Origin of the sequence: Streptomyces sp. NPDC056948 (genome assembly GCF_042674225.1) — a bacterium.
Classification (GTDB): domain Bacteria; phylum Actinomycetota; class Actinomycetes; order Streptomycetales; family Streptomycetaceae; genus Streptomyces; species Streptomyces purpurascens.
In genome coordinates this window covers 1-21,739 of sequence record NZ_JBHUQX010000129.1, presented here as the reverse complement: position 1 = coordinate 21,739, position 21,739 = coordinate 1, and the positions used below count along the sequence as shown (strand labels likewise).

Sequence of the window (21,739 nt, the reverse complement as noted above, 5' to 3'; positions counted from 1 at the left end):
GGGCGGGCCGCGTCATTCTCCGCCCGCCGAGAACGGGCGTTGTCCACAGCCCCCGCCGCCCGGCCGCGCAGCGTCGTACGCTGGAGACCCCCCGGCCCGCGGCGCGTGTCGGGCCCGTCGTGTTGCCCACCCCTGGACGGAAAAGACCCGTATGAGCCTGCACGGTCTGCTCGACGCCGTAGTCAGAGACGCCGCCCTCGCGGAAGCGATCAGCGCGGCCGCAGACGGCAACCGCATGCACGTCGACCTGGTCGGCCCCCCTGCCGCCCGCCCCTTCGCGGTCGCCGCCCTGGCCCGGGACACGGGCCGCCCGGTGCTGGCGGTGACGGCGACGGGCCGCGAGGCCGAGGACCTGGCCGCGGCCCTGCGCTCCCTCCTGCCGCAGGCGGGAGTGGTGGAGTACCCCTCCTGGGAGACCCTCCCGCACGAGCGGCTCAGCCCCCGCAGCGACACCGTCGGCCGCCGCCTGGCCGTGCTGCGCCGCCTGGCCCACCCCCGCCCCGACGACCCCGAGACCGGCCCGGTCTCCGTCGTCGTGGCGCCCGTCAGGTCCGTGCTCCAGCCGCAGGTCAAGGGCCTCGGCGACCTGGAGCCGGTCTCCCTGAAGCCGGGGCAGACCGTCGACCTCGAGGAGATCGTCCAGGCCCTCGCGGCCGCCGCGTACGCGCGCGTGGAGCTGGTCGAGAAGCGCGGCGAGTTCGCCGTGCGCGGCGGCATCCTCGATGTGTTCCCGCCCACCGAGGAACACCCCCTGCGCATCGAGTTCTGGGGCGACGACGTAGAGGAGATCCGCTACTTCAAGGTCGCCGACCAGCGCTCTCTCGAAGTCGCCGAGCACGGCCTGTGGGCGCCGCCGTGCCGCGAACTGCTGCTCACCGAGGATGTCCGCGCGCGTGCGCGTGCCCTGGCCGAACAGCACCCCGAGCTCGGTGAACTGCTCGGCAAGATCGCCGAGGGGATCGCGGTCGAGGGCATGGAGTCCCTCGCTCCGGTCCTGGTCGACGACATGGAGCTGCTGCTCGACGTGCTGCCCAAGGGCGCCATGGCCGTCGTGTGCGATCCGGAGCGGGTCCGCACGCGCGCGTCGGACCTGGTGGCCACCTCGCAGGAGTTCCTGCAGGCCTCCTGGGCGGCCACCGCCGGTGGCGGCGAGGCGCCCATCGACGTCGACGCGGCCTCCCTGTGGTCCATCGCGGACGTCCGGGAGCGGGCCCGCGAGCTGGACATGATGTGGTGGTCGGTGTCGCCGTTCGCCGCGGACGAGGAGCTCACGGAAAGCTTTGCCGCTGACGCGGCGGGGGACACCCTCAAGCTCGGCATGCACGCCCCGGAGACCTACCGCGGGGACACCGCCAAGGCCCTCGCCGACACCAAGGGCTGGCTCGCCGACGGCTGGCGCACGGTGTTCGTCACCGAGGGGCACGGCCCGGCGGCCCGTACGGTCGAAGTGCTGGGCGGCGAGGGCATCGCGGCCCGCCTCGACGCCGACCTCGCCGAGATCTCCCCGTCCCTCGTGCACGTGGCGTGCGGCTCGATCGAGCACGGCTTCGTCGACACGGCCCTCGGACTCGCGGTGCTCACCGAGACCGATCTGACCGGCCAGAGGGCCGCGGGCCGCGACGGCGCCCGGATGCCGGCCCGCCGCCGCAAGACCATCGACCCGCTCACCCTGGAGCCGGGCGACTACATCGTCCACGAGCAGCACGGCGTGGGCCGCTACATCGAGATGGTGCAGCGCACCGTGCAGGGCGCGACCCGCGAGTACCTGGTCGTCGAGTACGCGCCCGCCAAGCGCGGCCAGCCCGGCGACCGGCTCTACATCCCCACCGACCAGCTCGAGCAGATCACCAAGTACGTCGGCGGCGAGGCCCCCACCCTGCACCGCCTGGGCGGCGCCGACTGGACGAAGACGAAGGCCCGCGCGAAGAAGGCCGTCAAGGAGATCGCCGCCGACCTCATCAAGCTCTACAGCGCGCGCATGGCGGCCCCCGGGCACGCGTTCGGGACGGACACCCCCTGGCAGCGCGAGCTGGAGGACGCCTTCCCCTACGCGGAGACGCCCGACCAGCTCACCACCATCGCCGAGGTCAAGGACGACATGGAGAAGACGGTCCCGATGGACCGGCTGATCTGCGGCGACGTCGGCTACGGCAAGACCGAGATCGCGGTCCGGGCCGCCTTCAAGGCCGTCCAGGACGGCAAGCAGGTGGCCGTCCTGGTGCCCACGACCCTGCTGGTGCAGCAGCACTTCGGGACGTTCAGCGAGCGGTACGCGCAGTTCCCGGTGAGCGTGAAGGCACTCTCCCGCTTCCAGAGCGACACCGAGGCCAAGGCGGTCCTGGAGGGCCTGCGCGAGGGCTCGGTGGACATCGTCATCGGCACGCACCGGCTGTTCTCGTCGGAGACGAAGTTCAAGGACCTGGGCCTGGTCATCGTCGACGAGGAGCAGCGCTTCGGCGTCGAGCACAAGGAGCAGCTCAAGAAGCTCCGGGCGAACGTCGACGTCCTGACGATGTCCGCGACCCCGATCCCCAGGACCCTGGAGATGGCGGTCACCGGCATCCGGGAGATGTCGACGATCACCACCCCGCCCGAGGAGCGGCACCCGGTGCTGACCTTCGTAGGCCCCTACGAGGAGCGGCAGATCGGCGCGGCCATCCGCCGTGAACTGCTGCGCGAGGGCCAGGTCTTCTACATCCACAACCGGGTCGAGTCCATCGACCGGGCCGCGGCGCGGCTGCGCGAGATCGTCCCCGAGGCGCGCATCGCCACCGCCCACGGCCAGATGTCCGAGTCGGCACTGGAGCAGGTCGTCGTCGACTTCTGGGAGAAGAAGTTCGACGTGCTGGTGTCCACGACGATCGTGGAGTCCGGCATCGACATCTCCAACGCGAACACGCTCATCGTGGAGCGCGGCGACAACTTCGGGCTCTCGCAGCTTCACCAGTTGCGCGGCCGGGTGGGCCGGGGCCGCGAGCGCGGGTACGCGTACTTCCTCTACCCGCCGGAGAAGCCGCTGACCGAGACCGCGCACGAGCGGCTCGCGACCATCGCGCAGCACACGGAGATGGGCGCCGGCATGTACGTGGCGATGAAGGACCTGGAGATCCGCGGCGCGGGCAACCTCCTCGGCGGCGAGCAGTCCGGCCACATCGCGGGCGTCGGCTTCGACCTGTACGTACGGATGGTGGGCGAGGCCGTCGCGGACTACCGGCGCCAGTTGGAGACCGGCGAGATCGAGGAGGAGCCGCCGCTCGAGGTCAAGATCGAGCTGCCCGTCGACGCGCACGTCCCGCACGACTACGCGCCGGGCGAGCGGCTCCGTCTCCAGGCGTACCGCGCCATCGCCTCCGCCAACACGGAGGAGGACGTCAAGGCCGTCCGCGAGGAACTCGTCGACCGCTACGGCAAGCTGCCCGAACCGGTGGAGAACCTGCTGCTCGTCGCCGGTCTGCGGATGCTCGCGCGCGCGTGCGGGGTCGGCGAGATCGTGCTGCAGGGCACCAACATCCGCTTCGCCCCTGTGGAGTTGCGCGAATCGCAGGAACTGCGGCTCAAGCGGCTGTATCCCGGCACGGTCATCAAGCCGGCGGTGCACCAGGTGCTGGTGCCGCGCCCGAAGACCGCGAAGGTCGGCGGAAAGCCGCTGGTCGGGCGGGAGCTGCTGGCGTGGGTCGGGGAGTTCCTGACGTCGGTGCTGGGGTCCTGACGCCCCGCGTGTGAAGGACCGCCGCCAGCCGGTCGCGCACCGCCACCTGCGCGGCGATGCGCGCGTCCAGCACGGCGAGGCGCTCGGCGGCGGTCCGGACGGCCCGGTCGGAGGCGGGCCCGGCCATGACATCGCCGTCCAGGCACGGCAGGAACACCCGTACGTCGTCGAGCGTCAGCCCTACGTCGAGCAGGTTCCGGATGTTGCGGACGCGGACCGCCGCGGCGGCGTCGTACAGGCGGTAGCCGTTCGCGGCGCGTTCGGAGGTGATGAGCCCCGCCTGCTCGTAGTGGCGCAGGGCGCGCGGCGTCGTGCCGCTCGCCTCGGCGAGTTCGCCGATCCGCATACGGTGTCCGGCCATGCGCGTCAGTCTCATGTGACGAGCGCGCCGCCGTCCACCGGAAGCACCACGCCGGTGATGAACGAGGCCTGCGGCGAGGCCAGTCGGGCGATCGCCCACGCCACCTCCGCGGGGCGGCCGACCCGGCCGAGCGGCGTGTGGCCGAGCTGCCACGCGCGGATCGCGGCGCGCTGCTCGGGGGTGTGACCGGCGTGGTCGCCGATCGGTGTGTCGATCGCGCCCGGGGCAACGGCGGCGACCCGGACCCCCAGCGGGGCGAGCTCCACCGCCCAGCTGCGCGTCAGCACATCCAGGGCCGCCTTCCCGGCCGCGTACAGGGAGTTGCCGGGCCAGCCGCGCTGTCCCACCGCTGTCGTCACGTTCACGATCACACCGCGGCTGTCCTCCAGCGCCGGGAGCGCGGCCTGGGTGAGCAGGACGGGGGCGAGGAGATTCGTCGCGAGCTGGGGCTCGACGGCGGCACGCGTGTACGTGCGCAGGGACTGCGTGTTGACGATGCCCGCGTTGTTCACCAGCACGTCGATACGGCCGTGCCGGTCGAGCGCCGTACGGACGATGCTCTCCGGGCCGTCGTCGGCCGTGATGTCGGCGGCGAGCGTGCTGATGCGGGACGGGTCGTGGGCGGCGGTCTCGGCGAGGGGTGCCGCACGGCGGCCCACCGCCACGACCTGCGCGCCCTCGTCGGCGAACGCGTGGGCGGTGGCCCGGCCTATGCCGGTGCCGGCGCCGGTGACGAGCACGGTTCGCGAGGTCTTCGGATCGGAGGGTGCCGAGGTCTGCGGATCGGGGTATGCCATGCGGGGATCGTCCGACCCTGACGCCGGTGTCAAGGTCAAGCGCCGCGTGGAGAACCGCACTCGGAACGTCGGAAGCCGCCCGCGGGAGGTGCGTACGCGTCTCCCCGGACGGCCTCTGAGGGAGGAGAGGCCTTATCGCTGGTCGGGCCGGTCGCGGTCCTGGTCCATGCCGAGCGAGCCTTCCACCCGCTGCTGCCCGGAGTCGACCTGGTCCTCGTACTTGCCGCCGGTCCTCTCGTTGGCCTTCTGTTCCGCGGTGTCGGAGCCTTGCTTGCCCTTGTGCCGCGCCTGGCTCTTGAACTTGTCGAAGATGCCCATGCAGAACTCCTTCAGGAGGTGATTCAGGACCGACGATACGCGCGACATGCGATGTATGCCCGTTTAGGCCTGATGTGGTCTGGACCTCTCCCTCGCTACCGTGGGACCAGGCACGGACAAGCAGGGGAGGGGCGCACGGTGACGCGTCTGAGGGGCGGGGCGGCACTGGCTGTCGCGATGGTGTTCGCCGGTTCCGCGCTGGCCGGCTGTGAGGGCCTGGCCCCGCCCGCGGACGGCGGCGGACCCTCCGGTTCCGGTGTCCCGGCCGGCGGCGACGGACGGGCGGTGAACCCGCTGGACAACCCGGACGGCACCGAGCCGGGGCTGGCGGCGATCACGACCACCGAGGACAGGGCGAGGGCACGCGCCTTGATCGAGAAGGTGGTGACGAAGGGGCGCGGTCCCAGGACGGGATACGAACGGGACGAGTTCGGCTACGCCTGGAAGGACTCGGCGCCGCGCGACGTTCCCTTCTCGCACAACGGCTGCGACTCGCGGAACGATCTCTTGAAGCGCGACGGGCAGGACCTGCGTTTCCGGTCCGGCTCGGACTGCGTCGTCATGGCACTGACGCTGCACGACCCGTACACCGGGAAGGTCATCGAGTGGACCAAGTCCCGTGCGACGAAGGTCCAGATCGACCACGTCATGCCGCTGTCGTACGACTGGCAGATGGGCGCTTCGCGCTGGTCGAAGGAGAAGCGGGAGTCCATCGCCAACGACCCGCTCAACCTCGTCCCGGTGGACGGCCCGACCAACAGCTCGAAGGGCGACTCCGGCCCGGCGTCCTGGCTGCCGCCGAACAAGACGATCCGCTGCTCCTACTCGGTGCGCTTCGCCCAGGTGTCGCAGAAGTACGACCTGCCCGTGACGGCGGCCGACAAGGAGATGATGCTGCGGCAGTGCGGGGGGTGAAGGGTTAGCGTCCTTCGTCATGACGGTCGATTCGCTCGGCGCATTGCGGACCGAGCTCCGGGACAGGGCGGAGCCCGGGGTCAGAGTGCAGCAACTGCGGGTGCTCCGTCCCCCCGAGGACGACGAACTGCTCGGCGTGCGCGTGCCCGTGCTGCGCGGGCTGGCCCGGGCCCACCGGGACCTGGCGCTGGAGGACGTGGAGGTGCTGCTGCGCAGCCGCGTCCACGAGGAGCGGCTCGCCGGACTCCTCGTCCTGGCCGAGCGGATGCGGACGGCGCGCGGGGCGGAGCGTGCGGTGCTGGTCGACTTCTACCTGGCGCGCACCGGCTGTGTGGACAACTGGGACCTGGTGGACGCTTCCGCGCATGTCGTGCTCGGGCCGTGGCTGGTGGACGGGCCGGCGGACGCCCCGGAGATCCTGGACCGGCTCGCCGCGTCGGCGTGGCTGTGGGACCGCAGGATCGCCGTGGTCGCCACGCTGGCGTTGATCCGCGAGGGGCGCTTCGAGCCGACGCTCCGCCTGGTGCGCGGGTTGTGCCGGGATCCGGAACCGCTGATCCACAAGGCGCTCGGCTGGATGCTGCGCGAGATCGGCCGCCGGGACGCGCCCCGGTTGGTGGCGTTCCTCGAACGCCATCAGGCCGAACTGCCGCGCGTCACCGTGCGGTACGCGACCGAGCTGCTCCCGGCGGCCGAGCGGGCGCGCTTCGTGCGCACGCGATAGCGCGTACGACAGAGATACGACAAAGAGGGGGAGCGAAGGATGCCGACCGGACTCATAGCCCTGGCCCTCGGCGGCTTCGGCATCGGACTCACCGAGTTCCTGATCGCCGGCCTGCTGCCGCAGGTGGCGTCGAGCTTCGAGGTGTCCGAGGCGGCTGCCGGGTGGCTGATCTCCGGGTACGCCTTGAGTGTCGCGGTCGGAGCGATCGCGCTGACCGCGGCGACGGCACGGCTGCCCCGGAAGCCGGTCCTGGTCGGCCTGGTCGCGCTGTTCGTCATCGGCAACCTGCTCTCCGCCGTCGCGCCGGACTATCAGGTGATGCTGCTCGGGCGGATCGTGGCGGCGCTCTGCCACGGCTCGTTCTTCGGGATCGGCTCGCTGGTCGCGCGGAGTCTGGTCGCACCGGAGAAGAAGTCCCGGGCCGTGGCGGTCATGTTCGCCGGGCTGACGGTCGCGAACGTGCTGGGCGTGCCGTTCGGCGCGCTGGTCGGTGAACGCTGGGGCTGGCGGGCGGCGTTCTGGGCGGTCACCGCGATCGGCGTGCTCGCACTGGCGGGAATCGCCGCGCTCGTCCCCGGCCGGGCGGGGGAGCACGGGTCGGCACCGCCCAGCGGCCTGCGGGACCAGCTCCGGGCCTTCCGGTCCGCGCAGGTCTGGCTGACCCTGGCGGCCACCGCGCTGAGCTACGGCGGCATGTTCGGCGCGTTCAGCTACATCGCCTACACGTTCACCGAGGTCAGCGGCTTCGCCCCGGCGGATGTCGCCTGGCTGCTGATGGTGTACGGCGTCGGCCTGGTCGTCGGAAACCTGGTCGGCGGACGCGCGGCCGACCACGACCGGGACCGTGCCCTGGTCCTGGCCCTGCTCGGACTCACCCTCACCCTGGCCCTGTTCGGACTGCTGGCCGGCAGCGCCGCCGCGTCCGTCGTCCTGGTGTTCCTGATGGGGGTGACCGGGTTCGCCAGTGTGCCCGGCATGATCACCCGCGTCACCGACGTCGCCCACGGGGCGGCACTGGCCGCCAGTGCCAACGTGTCCGCGTCCAACATCGGCAACGCCCTCGGCGCCTGGCTCGGCGGCCTGGCCATCTCCGCGGGCCTCGGCTACACCGCGCCGCTCTACGTCGGCGCCGGGATCGCCCTGACCTCCGTCGTCGTCATGGCGGTCGCCGCACGCCGGGCCAGGTCGCCCCGGCCGGCGGACCGGGTCCCCAGCCGGTAATTCGATTCCGGGGGTGCGCCCGCTCGCCTAGCGTGACCGCATGCAGCCGAAGATGCCGAAGACATCGAGCCTCGCCGACCGCCCGGACATGCTGGAGCGGGTCGCCGGAATGGCGGACAGCTGGCCGGAGTTCGTGATCCAGGACCTCGTGGGCGCCGCGCACTTCCCGCGGATCGCCGCCGAACTCCCCGAATACGTCCTGTTCGCCGAGGACGAGCAGGGCGAGGTCGTCGCGAACGCCTACAGCGTGCCCTTCGCTCTCGGCACCAGGGGCGGCACACTGCCGGCCAACGGCTGGGACACGGTCCTCATATGGGCCTTCTCCGACCTGCGTCGCGGGGTCCGCCCCGACACGGTCAGTGCGATCTCGATATCCGTCGCCCCGCACGCCCAGGGCCGCGGCCTGTCCGGGCTGATGCTCTCGGCCCTGCGCGACAACGCCCGGGCCCGCGGCTTCCGCGAGGTCGTCGCCCCGGTCCGCCCCAACGCCAAGCACCTGGAACCGCACACCCCCATCGAGGAGTACGCCCACCGCGTACGCCCCGACGGCCTGCCCCAGGACCCGTGGCTGCGCGTCCACGCCCGGGCCGGAGCCACCATCGACTCCGTCGCACCCGCGTCCATGACGGTGGCCGCCGCACTGGCGCACTGGCGCCGCTGGACGGGACTGCCCTTCGACACCGAGGGCGACATCGAGGTGCCCGGCGGCCTGGTGCCGGTGCGCTGCGAGCCCGCGCGCGGGTACGCGGTGTACGTCGAGCCCAACGTGTGGATGCGGCACGCCCTGTGAGCGCCGGGCTGCGGGTGTGACCGGCGCGAAGTGATCAGCACGACAACGGTTCGGTACAACCCGTGACGGGTTGTCCGTGTCGGGCTATACGCTCGGACTCCCCACCGGGCACTGTCACTCGCACACCCGTCCCCATCGGCTACACCGGTCCAGGAGCAGTCATGTACGGCCACGGCGCGGCACCGCCTCCCCGCAGCGCGGCAACGGTCATCTCCCTGCGCGTGCTGTTCGCCGCTGCCGGTTTCCTCACCTGCGGCGTGCTGGCCTGCGTACCGCTGTTCCGGGTGGCCGTCCTGCGCGGACGGGGCCTCCACTGGGCCCTGGCCTGGGTGAGTCTGCCCCTGTCCATCGCGTGCTTCGCGGTGATCGGCGTACTGCCGGAGGGCGATTACCGGACCGACATCGCGCTGGCCATGATGTTGCTGCTCGGCCTGGGCGCCTCCATCTACTTCCTGATCGTGGACATCGGCCACCACAGCGAGCCGCGGCAGTTCGCCGGCTACCCGTCGCCCCACGCGCAGACCGCGGCGCACACCCCGTACGGCTATCCGCACCCCGCGCCGCCCTACGCCCCCACGTCCACACCGGTCCCGCAGCAGCCGCCGCACACACCCGTCGCCGGCGACGCCCCGCCCCCCGGCCCCGTACCGCCGCCGCAGCGCCCCGCCCCCGCCCGCATCGACCAGGTACGCGCCGAACTCGACGAACTCAGCGACTACCTGCGCCGGCACGAAGGCGAAGGCCACCGGGACGGCACCCCCGAGGGCGGCAGGTGAGCGCGGCGGCAGGACGTGTCGTCGCCGGCCGCTACGAGCTGTCCACGATCCTCGGCCAGGGCGGCATGGGCCAGGTCTGGACGGCGTACGACCAGCGGCTCGACCGGCGCGTGGCGGTGAAGCTGCTGCGCCCCGACAAGGTGGCCGGGCAGGACGCGGAGGAACTGCGCCGCCGCTTCGTGCGCGAGTGCCGGGTGACCGCGCAGGTCGACCACCCGGGCCTGGTCACGGTGCACGACGCGGGCAGTGAGGGCGAGGAGCTGTTCCTCGTCATGCAGTACATCGACGGCGCCGACCTCGCCGGCCATCTCGCCGAGCACGACCCGTACCCCTGGCAGTGGGCGGTGGCGGTCGCCGCGCAACTGTGCGCCGTGCTCAGCGCCGTGCACGCCGTGCCGATCGTCCACCGCGACCTCAAGCCGCGCAACGTGATGGTGAAGCAGGACGGCACGGTCACCGTCCTCGACCTCGGCGTCGCCTCCGTCATGGACGCCGACACCACCCGCCTCACCCACACCGGCACCCCCATAGGCTCGCCCGCCTACATGGCCCCCGAGCAGGCGATGGGCGGCGCCGTCGGCCCGTACACCGACCTGTACGCACTCGGCGTGGTCCTGCACGAACTGCTCAGCGGCGACGTCCCCTTCTCCGGCTCCACCGCACTCGGCGTACTGCACCGGCACCTGTACGAGCCCCCGCTGCCCGTGCGCCGCGTCCGCCCCGAGGTCCCCGAGGCCCTGGAGGCCCTCGTCCTGCGCCTCCTCGCCAAGGACCCGCAGCACCGGCCCGCCTCCGCGCAGGAGGTGTACGAGCATCTGGAGCTCCTCCTGCCCGCGCGCGGGACGCACACCGGAGCGCCTCTCGACCCCACCCGCCCGTTCCTGCGTCCGCACGCCCCCTGGCCGGACCGTGCGCGCACCCCGGCGCCCCAGCCCGCGCCCGCCACGCCCGTCACCGAGACGCCGGGCAAGACGGACATCGCCCGCGCCGTCGACGAGGTCAAACGGCTCCTCGGCGAGGGCCGCATCACCCAGGCCGTCGACATCCTCGGCTCGACCCTGCCCGCCGCCGCCGAACAGCACGGCGAGCACTCCCCGGTCGTACGCACCCTGCGCAAGCAGTACGCGGCCACGCTCCTGGACGACGGCCAGTACCGGCGCGCCCTGCCCGAGCTGCGCCGCCTCGCCGACGAACGCGCCGCCGAGGCCGGCCAGGCCGACCCGCAGTCCCTGCGCTTCCGCTACGAGGCCGCCCAGTGCCTGGAACAGCTCGGCGAACCGGCCGCCGCGCTCGCCGAGTACCGGGCGGTGCTGCCCTACTACGAGAACCAGTACGTCGCCGCCGGCGGCCCCGAACTCGCGCACGACGTCCGCCGCCGTATCGGCCATCTCCTGCTCGCCCTCGGCGACCGCGGCGCCGCCCACGACACCCTCGCCCGGCTGCTGCACGACGTGGAGCGCACCCACGGCTCCGGCCACCCGCTGGGCGCGGAGATCCGCCGGACACTGCAGTGGCTGGGGCAGGTCCGCGGCTAGAGCCCGGCTCGGGGCGGCGCGGCGGTGCCGGAAGTCCTGGTGAATCGTTGGTCGAATGGGTTGGCCAGAGCTCGCCCACTGCCTAACATCGATCAACGCAAGACCTTGTGCACCGTCGCACAATCTCCTCGGGAGGTTTCCTTGCACCGCCGCCGTCGCACCGCGCTCGTCCTCACCGCCGCGATCGCCGCAGCGGCGCCCCTCCTCACCGCCTGCGGAAACGACGCGCATCCCGGCGCCGCGGCCGTGGTCGGCGGGCAGCGGATCACCGTCTCCCAGTTGGAGGAGAGGGTCGGCGAGGTACGCGCGGCCCAGCGTGCGACCGTGCGGGACGACGCCCAGTACCAGCAGGCCATCGCCCGGACCGGCACCCTCACCCGCGACACCCTGCACACCATGATCCTCGACCGGGTGCTGCACCGCGCCGCCGAGGACGCCGGTGTGAGCGTCACCCGCAGGGAGATCCAGGAGATGCGGTCCGGCCTGGAGGAGCAGGCCGGCGGCGCCGAGGCGCTGAAGACGACCTGGCTCCAGCAGTACGGCATCCCGCCGGAGCGCCTGGACGAGAACCTCCGCCTCCAGCTCGAGGCCCAGAAGCTCGCCGAGAAACTCAACACCGACACCAGCCGTCCCGAGTTCTGGAAGGCACTGTCCGACGCCTCCAAGGACCTGAACGTCGACCTCAACCCGCGCTACGGAGCCTGGGACGTCCAGAAGAGCAGCCGCGCCGACGCGAAGACACCGTGGGTGCGGGACGTGACGACGGCCCAGACGCAGCAGGGCATGTAGCGCGCTCCCTCCCGCGGGGCCTGTGGACGACTCCGGCCCCGCGAGGCCTGTGGATAACTTCGGGGGCTGTCGGCGACGTGGGATAGCTTCGAATCGTGAACGCCAACAGCCCCGAAGCCACCCCGCGACCCGAGCAGACCGCCCCCGGCGCGGCCGCCGCCCCCGGCCGCATCGTCCTGCTCACCACCAGCCACCGCGTCGCCCCCGGCCTGCTCTCCTGGCCCGCCTGGCAGGCACTGCACGCGGCCGACCAGGTGCTCTGCGCGGACGGCACCCACCCGCAGCTCCCGTATCTGCGCGAGGCGGGGATAACCGTCGACGAGGCCTCCCCGGCCGCCCAGGAGCTGCTCGACGCCTGCGCCGGGGGCCGCACGGTGGTCGTCGTGGCGACGGGCGAGGGCGAGCCGACCCTGACGGACGGCCTGGCGCGCCTGGCCGGCACCGGCCGGGTCGACATGCCCGAGCTGGAGCTGCTCCCCGCCTCCTACGACCTGCCGGGCGCCCGTCTCCTCGACCTCGTCCAGGTCATGGACCGCATCCGCGCCGAGTGCCCCTGGTCGTCCCGGCAGACCCACAAGGGCCTGGCGAAGTACGGCATCGAGGAGGCGTACGAACTCGTCGAGGCGATCGAGGAGGGCGACCGCGACGAGCTGCGCGAGGAGCTCGGTGACGTCCTCCTCCAGGTCGTCTTCCACGCCCGTATCGCCGAGGAGGACCTGGAGGAGCCCTTCTCCATCGACGACGTCGCCGGCGGCATCGTCGCCAAGCTGATCCACCGCCACCCGCATGTCTTCGGCGACGAGACGGCCACCACCCCCGAGGAGGTCAAGGAGCACTGGCTGCGCACCAAGGCCGTCGAGAAGCAGCGCACCTCCGTCACCGAGGGCATCCCCCTCGGCCAGCCCGGCCTGGCCCTCGCCGCCAAGCTGGCCTCCCGGGCCCGCACAGCGAACCTGGACATACCGCTCCCGCCCGTCGAAGGCATCGGCTACGACCTCCTGGCCCTGGCGGTCCGCGCCGAGTCGGAGGGCGTGGACCCGGAGGCAGCCCTGAGAGCGGCGGCCCGCGCCTACCGGGACGCGATCAGGGAGACCGAGGGCTGAGAGCGACGGGCGTGACGCGCTCCGGCCGCTGCGTAGGGTCATGGCATGCGACATGAAGTGCCCGGGGTGCCCGAACTGTTTTCGTGGGAGTTCGCCACTGACCCCTACCCCGCCTACGCCTGGCTCCGCGAGCACGCCCCCGTGCACCGGACCGAGCTCCCCAGCGGTGTGGAGGCCTGGCTGGTCACGCGGTACGCCGACGCCAAGCAGACCCTCGCCGACAACCGGCTCTCCAAGAACCCGGCGCATCATCACGAACCCGCGCACGCCAAGGGCAAGACCGGAATCCCCGGTGAGCGCAAGGCCGAGTTGATGACGCATCTGCTCAACATCGATCCGCCGGACCACACCCGGCTGCGGCGGCTCGTGTCCAAGGCGTTCACCCCCCGCCGGGTCGCCGAGTTCGAGCAGCGGGTGCAGGAGCTCACCGACGGTCTCATCGACGGGTTCGCGGAGCAGGGATCCGCCGACCTGATCCACGAGTTCGCCTTCCCGCTCCCCATCTACGCCATCTGCGACCTGCTCGGCGTCCCCCGCGAGGACCAGGACGACTTCCGGGACTGGGCGGGCATGATGATCCGTCACCAGGGCGGTCCCCGGGGCGGCGTGGCGCGGTCCGTGAAGAAGATGCGCGGCTACCTCGCCGACCTCATCCACCGCAAGCGGGAGGCGCTCCCCGCCGAACCCACCCCCGGCGAGGACCTCATCTCCGGTCTCATCCGCGCCTCCGACCACGGCGAGCACCTCACCGAGAACGAGGCCGCCGCCATGGCCTTCATCCTGCTGTTCGCCGGTTTCGAGACGACCGTGAACCTGATCGGCAACGGCACCTACGCCCTGCTCACCCACCCCGAGCAGCGCACCCGTCTCCAGTCGTCCCTCGCCGCCGGGGAGACCGGTCTCCTGGAGACCGGCGTCGAGGAACTCCTGCGTTTCGACGGCCCCGTCGAACTCGCCACCTGGCGCTTCGCCACGCAGCCGCTCACCATCGGCGGGCAGCACATCGAGGCCGGTGACCCGGTCCTCGTCGTGCTGGCCGCCGCGGACCGGGACCCGGAGCGGTTCGCCGATCCGGACGTGCTCGACCTCGCCCGCCGCGACAACCAGCACCTCGGGTACGGCCACGGCGTCCACTACTGCCTCGGCGCCCCCCTCGCCCGCCTGGAGGGCCAGACCGCGCTCGCCACGCTCCTCACCCGCCTCCCCGACCTGAGGCTCGCGGCCGACCCGGCCGAGCTGAGGTGGCGCGGCGGCCTGATCATGCGCGGGCTGCGCACCCTGCCGGTGGAGTTCACGCCCGCCCAAAGGTGACACGCCGTCAGGCTTGTGATCTTCACGTGATCTACGCGGCATTAACTTGTGACAAGTGATCGTCTGCCTATACGTTCACCCATCATCGGCGCGGCCCGGGAAAACCTGCGGCACGCCGGTCACTGCTGCCTCGCGAAAGGTCTCCGTATGCTCTCCGGGAACGGTCGGCACCGTCGCCCCCGCCAAGCTCCGGCTCTCCTCGTCGCGGCTGGAGTGACCGGCTCCGCCATCGCGATCCCGCTCCTCGGAGCCTCCGGCGCCAGCGCTGCCGACGGCACGACCTGGGACCGGGTCGCGGACTGCGAGACCGGCGGCGCCTGGAGCCAGAACAGCGGCAACGGATACTTCGGCGGCCTGCAGTTGTCGCAGGAGGACTGGGAGAACCACGGCGGCGTCGACTACGCCCCGAGCGCCGACCTGGCCAGCCGCTCCCAGCAGATAGCCGTGGCCGAGAGAATCCTCGCCGACCAGGGAGCCGGTGCCTGGCGCACCTGCGGACTGCTCTCCGGCCTCGAGCAGGACAAGAAGCCGTCGGGCTCGTCCGACTCGGACGACTCATCCGACTCGTCCGGTTCATCGGATTCGCCCGGATTGCTCGACTCGCTCGGTTCTTCCCCTTCGTCGTCCGACTCGCCGCCCCCTGACGCGCCGTCGACCTCGGAGGACGAAAGCAGCAAGTCCGACAAGTCGCCCGACTCCGAGGACTCCGCCTCGCAGGACCAGGAATCCGGCAGCTCCCCGTCGGCGACGCCCGAGCCTGACAAGTCCGACAACTCGCAGCAGGACGACGACTCTTCGGCGCTCACCGAGACCGGGACCGACACCGGCTCCGGCCGTCACCGCGGCCCCAGTGCCGACGAAACCCGCCCGTCCGAGAGCGGCCGTACGGACGAGTCCACGGGCCGTCACGCCTCGCGCGACGAGGGCTCCGACGACGCGTCCGAAGGTGCCTACATCGTGGGTGTCGGCGACAGCCTCTGGTCGATCGCCGACTCCCTTGATGTCAGCGGCGGATGGCACGAGCTCTACGACGGCAACAAAAAGGCCGTCGGAACCGACCCGAACCTCATCCGCCCCGGTCAGACGCTCACGGTCGAGGGCGAAGCGGACGAGAAGTAGCTGTTCGGGCAGTGCGGAAACCGGGGTGGAAGTCGCCCCGAAACCGTGCGAGTTCGCGTCATGTTTCGCGGCGAATGTCCCGTTTAGGGCCCGTGAGAGATAGATCTCAGAAGCCCTGATCGTCTTTGAAATTCAGCGGATCGCGTGGCTACGGTCGGGACCGCTCGTCACCACGAGCCCCGGCTGCCGCAACGCCGAATCCTGCCAGCGGCCGTACGGGAACAGTCGTCGCGTCAAGCGCCGTAGGCAGGAGCGGGGGACCCAAGGTAGGTGCCCGACCGGCCAGTTGCGCCGGAAGGGCTTGGGGTGAAGCCGTGTCCCGGGAGGGGCGCGGCCGGGCAACTCAACCGGCCCGAACCCGACAGCTCACCTCGCAGGCGTCGGTGAGGGGATCCTTCCATGCTGTTTTCCAGCAAGGGCAAGCACCGTCGTCCGTCCAAGGCCAGCCGTGCCATCGCCGTCGCCGGTGTCACCGGTGCCGCTGTCGCCGCCCCGCTGATGGCTGCCGGCGGCGCTTCCGCCGCCACCGCCTCCGAGTGGGACGCCGTCGCCCAGTGCGAGGCCGGCGGCAACTGGTCCATCAACACCGGCAACGGCTACTACGGCGGTCTGCAGTTCTCCGCCTCCACCTGGTCCGGCTACGGCGGCACCAAGTACGCCTCCACCGCCGACCAGGCCACCAAGGAGCAGCAGATCGAGATCGGCGAGAAGGTCCTCGCGGGCCAGGGCAAGGGTGCCTGGCCGGTCTGCGGCAAGGGCCTGTCGAACGCCAGTGGCGGCGGCTCCTCCTCGAACGACTCCGGCAGCAGCTCCTCGCAGCAGAGCCAGCAGAGCACCGAGTCCCGCGAGACCCAGCAGCAGCCGGCCTCCCGCTCCGACGAGCGCCCGGCCGCCAAGAAGACCGTCACCACCCCGACCGGCAAGAAGGTCAAGAAGGGCGACGGCGAGTACAAGGTCGTCAAGGGCGACACCCTCAGCTCGATCGCCGCGGACAAGAAGGTCGAGGGCGGCTGGGCGAAGCTGTTCAAGCTGAACAAGGACATCGTCGAGGACGCCAACCTCATCTACCCGGGCCAGCAGCTGCACCTGAAGTAAGCAGCGGCTCTCAAGGGCTCCCCGCCCCGGTGCGTGTTCCCCCGTACGCGCCGGGGCGGGGTTTTTTTCTGCCGGTCTTTGCAACCCGGCTTTGTTCCGTTCGGAAACAATTTACTCTCGGTTCTGTCCATCGGGTGGGCGACCCGGTGGCCGATCGGCCGGAGCCGGTTAGGCTCATGTCGCGAGCCACCACGGCCCGCACCTCGCCGGGTCCACGTGACCCGCGGTCCCGCGTCACATAAGAAGGAGATGCTCGTGCCGTCCATCGACGTCGTCGTAGCCCGGGAAATCCTGGACTCCCGAGGCAACCCCACGGTCGAGGTCGAGGTCGGCCTCGACGACGGCAGCACCGGTCGTGCCGCCGTCCCGTCCGGCGCCTCCACGGGCGCCTTCGAGGCCATCGAGCTGCGTGACGGCGACTCGAACCGCTACCTCGGCAAGGGTGTGGAGAAGGCCGTCCTCGCGGTCATCGAGCAGATCGGCCCGGAGCTCGTCGGCTACGACGCCACCGAGCAGCGCCTGATCGACCAGGCCATGTTCGACCTGGACGCCACCGACAACAAGGGCTCCCTCGGCGCCAACGCCATCCTCGGCGTCTCCCTCGCCGTCGCCCACGCCGCCTCCGAGGCCAGCGACCTGCCGCTGTTCCGCTACCTGGGCGGCCCGAACGCGCACCTGCTGCCCGTTCCGATGATGAACATCCTGAACGGCGGCTCGCACGCCGACTCCAACGTGGACATCCAGGAGTTCATGATCGCCCCGATCGGCGCGGAGTCCTTCTCCGAGGCCCTGCGCTGGGGCGCCGAGGTCTACCACACGCTGAAGAAGGTCCTGAAGAGCAAGGGCCTGGCCACCGGCCTCGGCGACGAGGGCGGCTTCGCCCCGAACCTCGGCTCCAACCGCGAGGCCCTCGACCTCATCCTCGAGGCGATCAAGGAGGCCGGCTACACCCCCGGCGAGCAGATCGCCCTCGCCCTCGACGTGGCCGCGTCCGAGTTCTACAAGGACGGCGCCTACACCTTCGAGGGCAAGACGCGCTCCGCCGCCGAGATGACCGAGTACTACGCCGAGCTCGTCGACGCGTACCCGCTCGTCTCCATCGAGGACCCGCTGTTCGAGGACGACTGGGACGGCTGGAAGGTCCTCACCGACAAGCTCGGCGACAAGGTGCAGATCGTCGGCGACGACCTGTTCGTCACCAACCCCGAGCGCCTCGCCCGCGGCATCGACGAGAACGCCGCCAACGCCCTGCTGGTCAAGGTCAACCAGATCGGCTCGCTGACCGAGACCCTGGACGCCGTCGAGCTGGCGCAGCGCAACGGCTTCAAGTGCATGATGTCCCACCGCTCCGGTGAGACCGAGGACGTCACCATCGCCGACCTGGCCGTCGCCACCAACTGCGGCCAGATCAAGACCGGCGCCCCGGCCCGCTCCGAGCGCGTCGCCAAGTACAACCAGCTGCTGCGCATCGAGGAGATCCTCGACGACGCGGCGGTCTACGCCGGCCGCAGCGCCTTCCCGCGCTTCAAGGGCTGACCCCGTTAAGGGTCAAGCCTGAGCCAGTCGTACGTACGTCCCCGTACTCGGTCCCGTACCGTGTCCGGGGACGTACGCGCGTATGACGGTGCAGCGGGAGAGCGGGGAGACATGGCCGTGAAGGACCGGGACCGCTTCTCCACCGCGACCAGGATCCGGCTGCTCGGCGAGCAGACCGCGGCCCGGGTCTACCGCTCCCAGACCCGGCGCCAGGCGCGCCGCTCCCGGCTGACCGGCCGGGCCGCGCTGCTCGCCCTGGTGATGTGCACGCTGATCGTGGCGCTCGCCTACCCGATGCGGGAGTACGTCTCCCAGCGCGCCGAGATCGACGACCTCCAGCGCGAACAGCAGCAGGCCCGCCAACGTGTCGAACGGCTGCGCGACCAGAAGGCGCGCTGGCAGGACGACGCGTACGCGGAGCAGCAGATCCGGCAGCGGTTGCACTACGTCATGCCGGGGGAGACGGGATTCATCGTCGTCGACCCGCACGCGGCGCGGCAGTCGCACGCCGTGCTCGGGACGGCCGACCGCCCCTGGTACGCGAACGTGTGGGACGGCGTCGACAAGTCCGACGCCTCCGGCCGGTGACCCGAGGACCAGCCGGTCATCCGGCTCGAATGTCTGACACTCGAATATCTGACTCAAAGAAAGACAGCCTGAAGACAGTCATGGAAACGCCCCCGCCGACCACCCCGCGCACCGAGCCCACCGACGCGGACGTCGAGGCCTTCAAGCAGCAGCTCGGTCGGCCCCCGCGCGGTCTGCGCGCGATCGCGCACCGGTGCCCGTGCGGGCAGCCGGACGTCGTCGAGACGGCGCCGAAGCTGCCGGACGGCACGCCGTTCCCCACGCTGTACTACCTGACGTGCCCGCGCGCCGCCTCGGCGATCGGCACGCTGGAGGCGAACGGCGTGATGAAGGAGATGACCGAGCGGCTGGCCTCGGACCCCGAGCTGGCGGCTGCCTACCGGGCGGCGCACGAGGACTACATCGGGCGCCGTGACGAGATCGAGGAACTGAAGAACTTCCCCAGCGCGGGCGGCATGCCGGACCGGGTGAAGTGCCTGCACGTGCTGGTGGCGCACTCGCTGGCCGCCGGGCCCGGCGTGAACCCGCTCGGCGACGAGGCGATCGAGATGCTGCCGGAGTGGTGGCGCAAGGGCCCGTGCGTGACGGATGCCGAGGAGGCCGCCCAGTGACCCGTGTCGCCGCCGTGGACTGCGGTACGAACTCCATCCGGCTCCTGGTCGCCGATGCGGACCCGGCCACCGGTGAGCTGGCCGACCTGGACCGCCGTATGACGATCGTGCGGCTCGGGCAGGGCGTCGACCGCACCGGCCGGCTCGCCCCCGAGGCGCTGCGGCGGACCTTCGCGGCGTGCCGCGAGTACGCCGGGATCATCAAGGAGCACGGGGCCGAGCGGCTGCGCTTCGTGGCGACCTCCGCCTCCCGGGACGCCGAGAACCGCGACGAGTTCGTGCGCGGCGTGCTGGACATCCTGGGCGTCGAGCCCGAGGTGATCTCCGGGGACCAGGAGGCCGAGTTCTCCTTCACCGGCGCCACCAAGGAGCTCGCCGGGGCAGACCACATCCCGAAGCCCTACCTCGTCGTGGACATCGGCGGCGGCTCGACCGAGTTCGTCGTCGGCGACGACCGGGTGCGCGCGGCGCGCTCGGTGGACATCGGCTGCGTCCGGATGACCGAGCGTCACCTGGTCCGGGACGGCGTGGTGAGCGACCCGCCGTCCGAGGAGCAGATCGCGGCGATGCGGGCGGACATCGAGGCCGCCCTCGACCTCGCCGAGGAGACGGTCCCGCTGCGCGAGGCCCGGACGCTCGTCGGCCTCGCCGGCTCCGTGACGACCGTGTCGGCGATCGCCCAGGAGCTGCCCGAGTACGACTCGGTCGCCATCCACCACTCCCGGGTCTCCCACGACCGGGTCCGCGAGATCACCGAGTGGCTGCTGCGCTCCACCCACGCCGAGCGCGCGGCCGTGCCCTCCATGCACCCGGGCCGGGTCGACGTGATCGCGGCTGGGGCCCTCGTACTGCTGTCGATCATGGAGCGGATCGGCGCCGAGGAGGTCGTCGTGAGCGAGCACGACATCCTCGACGGCATCGCGTGGTCGGTCGCGTAGGCCGCTTCTGAGCAGGCATGGATCACGTTTGAGCGCGTCCGGGGGGCTCCGGTGAACCCCCCGGCGACAGCTCGTCGGAAAAGTTCGTGAAGTTCTTCACAAGGAATTCGGCCCTCGAGGGCGACAAGAGGGGTCCGGTTGACCCATCCGGGGCCCCAAGGCGCCTTTGAACATGTTCAGAAGCATGGTATGGGGGTGCCGGGGAAGGAGCCCGGAGCGGCGCTCCGGGGTGGCCTCACGGAGGCCCTTTCCGCCCAGAGAGGCAGCTCACGCGGCATTGACAACGGTGCGGGGTGCACAAAGGATCCCGGTTGTCACCATGACATGGATCACGCGAGCCGCGGAGGATAACACACACCCCGCCCGAGCTTGTGAAGGGGCGCACGAGCCACCCCCCTGAGGCGGGTGGATACTCGATGGCATGAGCACCACGGAGCGTCCCAGGATCCTCGTAGTAGGCGGTGGGTACGTAGGCCTGTACGCAGCTCGGCGCATCCAGAAGAAGATGCGCTACGGAGAGGCGACCGTCACGGTCGTCGACCCCCGGTCGTACATGACCTACCAGCCCTTCCTCCCCGAAGCCGCCGCCGGCAACATCTCCCCGCGCCACGTCGTCGTCCCGCTGCGACGCGTGCTGCCCAAGGCGGAGGTTCTCACCGGCCGGGTCACCACCATCGACCAGGACCGCAAGGTCGCCACGGTCTCCCCGCTGGTCGGCGAGGCCTACGAGCTGCCCTTCGACTACCTGGTGATCGCGCTCGGCGCGGTCTCCCGCACCTTCCCGATCCCCGGCCTCGCCGAGCAGGGCATCGGCATGAAGGGCGTCGAGGAGGCCATCGGCCTGCGCAACCACGTCCTCGAGCAGCTCGACAAGGCCGACTCCACCACCGACGAGGAGATCCGCCGCAAGGCGCTCACCTTCGTCTTCGTGGGCGGCGGTTTCGCCGGTGCGGAGACCATCGGCGAGGTCGAGGACATGGCCCGCGACGCGGCGAAGTACTACAAGAACGTGTCCCGCGAGGACATGCGCTTCATCCTGGTCGACGCCGCCGACAAGATCCTCCCCGAGGTCGGCCCCAAGCTCGGCAAGTACGGCAAGGAGCACCTCGAGGGCCGCGGTGTCGAGGTCTACCTGTCCACCTCCATGGACTCCTGCGTCGACGGCCACGTGGTGCTGAAGAACGGCCTCGAGGTCGACTCCAGCACCATCGTCTGGACCGCCGGCGTCAAGCCCAACCCGGCCCTGTCCCGCTACGGCCTGCCCCTCGGCCCCCGCGGTCACGTCGACTGCGAGCCGACGCTCCAGGTCAAGGGCACCGACTACATCTGGGCCGCCGGCGACAACGCGCAGGTCCCGGACCTCGTCGGCCGCAAGGCCGGCAACGAGAACGCCTGGTGCCCGCCGAACGCCCAGCACGCGCTGCGCCAGGCCCGGGTCCTCGGCGACAACGTGGTCTCCGGCATGCGGGGCTTCCCGCAGAAGGACTACGCCCACGCCAACAA

The 21,739-nt window shown here is 71.3% G+C and carries 19 protein-coding genes, 1 pseudogene and 1 riboswitch; of the genes and pseudogenes, 17 read left to right on the top strand and 3 right to left on the bottom strand.

Annotation, left to right across the window (positions count from 1 at the left end; genetic code table 11):
- Positions 1 to 151: 151 nt before the first annotated feature.
- Complete coding sequence (mfd, locus tag ACFTZL_RS18625) at positions 152 to 3,709, top strand: transcription-repair coupling factor (protein WP_382583619.1); 3,558 nt, start codon at positions 152 to 154, stop codon at positions 3,707 to 3,709.
- Between the two features lie 4 nt (positions 3,710 to 3,713).
- On the opposite strand, the pseudogene ACFTZL_RS18620 reads toward mfd, so the two are convergent.
- The 3 genes and pseudogenes from ACFTZL_RS18620 to ACFTZL_RS18610 form a co-directional block, all read right to left on the bottom strand.
- A pseudogene (locus ACFTZL_RS18620) lies at positions 3,714 to 4,055 on the bottom strand (MerR family transcriptional regulator); the annotation flags it as partial.
- 26 nt (positions 4,056 to 4,081) lie between these two features.
- Complete coding sequence (locus ACFTZL_RS18615; RefSeq protein ID WP_382583616.1) at positions 4,082 to 4,867, bottom strand: SDR family NAD(P)-dependent oxidoreductase; 786 nt, start codon at positions 4,865 to 4,867, stop codon at positions 4,082 to 4,084.
- Between the two features lie 132 nt (positions 4,868 to 4,999).
- Entirely contained in the window at positions 5,000 to 5,185 is a 186-nt protein-coding gene (locus ACFTZL_RS18610; RefSeq protein ID WP_382583615.1) for an antitoxin, read from the bottom strand.
- A gap of 138 nt (positions 5,186 to 5,323) precedes the next feature.
- Between ACFTZL_RS18610 and ACFTZL_RS18605 the strand changes: the two genes are divergently transcribed.
- The 16 genes from ACFTZL_RS18605 to ACFTZL_RS18530 form a co-directional block, all read left to right on the top strand.
- Positions 5,324 to 6,100, top strand: a complete 777-nt coding sequence (locus ACFTZL_RS18605; RefSeq protein ID WP_382583612.1) for an HNH endonuclease family protein — start codon at positions 5,324 to 5,326, stop codon at positions 6,098 to 6,100.
- A 19-nt stretch (positions 6,101 to 6,119) separates the two neighbouring features.
- A complete protein-coding gene (locus tag ACFTZL_RS18600; protein WP_382583610.1) occupies positions 6,120 to 6,824 on the top strand; it encodes a DNA alkylation repair protein in 705 nt (234 codons plus the stop codon).
- Between the two features lie 39 nt (positions 6,825 to 6,863).
- Positions 6,864 to 8,045: an MFS transporter gene (locus tag ACFTZL_RS18595; RefSeq protein WP_382583607.1), complete on the top strand. Its 1,182-nt coding sequence runs from the start codon at positions 6,864 to 6,866 to the stop codon at positions 8,043 to 8,045.
- Between the two features lie 40 nt (positions 8,046 to 8,085).
- The gene (locus tag ACFTZL_RS18590) at positions 8,086 to 8,835 is read left to right on the top strand and encodes an N-acetyltransferase (RefSeq protein ID WP_382583604.1); all 750 of its coding nucleotides are present in this window, start codon (positions 8,086 to 8,088) and stop codon (positions 8,833 to 8,835) included.
- 161 nt (positions 8,836 to 8,996) lie between these two features.
- Positions 8,997 to 9,611, top strand: coding sequence for a hypothetical protein (locus ACFTZL_RS18585; RefSeq protein ID WP_382583601.1), 615 nt, complete (start codon positions 8,997 to 8,999; stop codon positions 9,609 to 9,611).
- A gap of 38 nt (positions 9,612 to 9,649) precedes the next feature.
- Entirely contained in the window at positions 9,650 to 11,146 is a 1,497-nt protein-coding gene (locus ACFTZL_RS18580; protein WP_382583622.1) for a protein kinase, read from the top strand.
- 141 nt (positions 11,147 to 11,287) lie between these two features.
- Entirely contained in the window at positions 11,288 to 11,935 is a 648-nt protein-coding gene (locus ACFTZL_RS18575; RefSeq protein ID WP_382583599.1) for a SurA N-terminal domain-containing protein, read from the top strand.
- Positions 11,936 to 12,030: 95 nt separating this feature from the next.
- Positions 12,031 to 13,038 (top strand): nucleoside triphosphate pyrophosphohydrolase, encoded by a 1,008-nt coding sequence (locus tag ACFTZL_RS18570; RefSeq protein WP_382583596.1) that lies wholly within the window; start codon positions 12,031 to 12,033, stop codon positions 13,036 to 13,038.
- A gap of 45 nt (positions 13,039 to 13,083) precedes the next feature.
- Positions 13,084 to 14,349: a cytochrome P450 gene (locus ACFTZL_RS18565; protein ID WP_382583593.1), complete on the top strand. Its 1,266-nt coding sequence runs from the start codon at positions 13,084 to 13,086 to the stop codon at positions 14,347 to 14,349.
- A gap of 147 nt (positions 14,350 to 14,496) precedes the next feature.
- On the top strand, positions 14,497 to 15,468 hold the full coding sequence (locus ACFTZL_RS18560; protein ID WP_382583590.1) for a transglycosylase family protein: 972 nt from the start codon (positions 14,497 to 14,499) through the stop codon (positions 15,466 to 15,468).
- Positions 15,469 to 15,696: 228 nt separating this feature from the next.
- Positions 15,697 to 15,863, top strand: a riboswitch (cyclic di-AMP (ydaO/yuaA leader).
- A 4-nt stretch (positions 15,864 to 15,867) separates the two neighbouring features.
- Positions 15,868 to 16,563: a transglycosylase family protein gene (locus ACFTZL_RS18555; RefSeq protein WP_382583587.1), complete on the top strand. Its 696-nt coding sequence runs from the start codon at positions 15,868 to 15,870 to the stop codon at positions 16,561 to 16,563.
- Between the two features lie 255 nt (positions 16,564 to 16,818).
- A complete protein-coding gene (eno, locus tag ACFTZL_RS18550; protein ID WP_382583584.1) occupies positions 16,819 to 18,099 on the top strand; it encodes a phosphopyruvate hydratase in 1,281 nt (426 codons plus the stop codon).
- 111 nt (positions 18,100 to 18,210) lie between these two features.
- A complete protein-coding gene (locus tag ACFTZL_RS18545) occupies positions 18,211 to 18,687 on the top strand; it encodes a septum formation initiator family protein (protein ID WP_382583581.1) in 477 nt (158 codons plus the stop codon).
- An 80-nt stretch (positions 18,688 to 18,767) separates the two neighbouring features.
- Positions 18,768 to 19,298 carry a DUF501 domain-containing protein gene (locus ACFTZL_RS18540; RefSeq protein WP_382583579.1) on the top strand — a complete coding sequence of 177 codons (531 nt, stop codon included), beginning with the start codon at positions 18,768 to 18,770 and terminating at the stop codon, positions 19,296 to 19,298.
- A complete protein-coding gene (locus ACFTZL_RS18535) occupies positions 19,295 to 20,236 on the top strand; it encodes an exopolyphosphatase (protein ID WP_382583576.1) in 942 nt (313 codons plus the stop codon). The genes ACFTZL_RS18540 and ACFTZL_RS18535 overlap by 4 nt, the downstream gene beginning before the upstream one ends.
- Positions 20,237 to 20,657: 421 nt before the next feature.
- The coding region (locus tag ACFTZL_RS18530) for an NAD(P)/FAD-dependent oxidoreductase (protein WP_382583573.1) at positions 20,658 to 21,739 on the top strand (1,082 nt) is incomplete at its 3' end.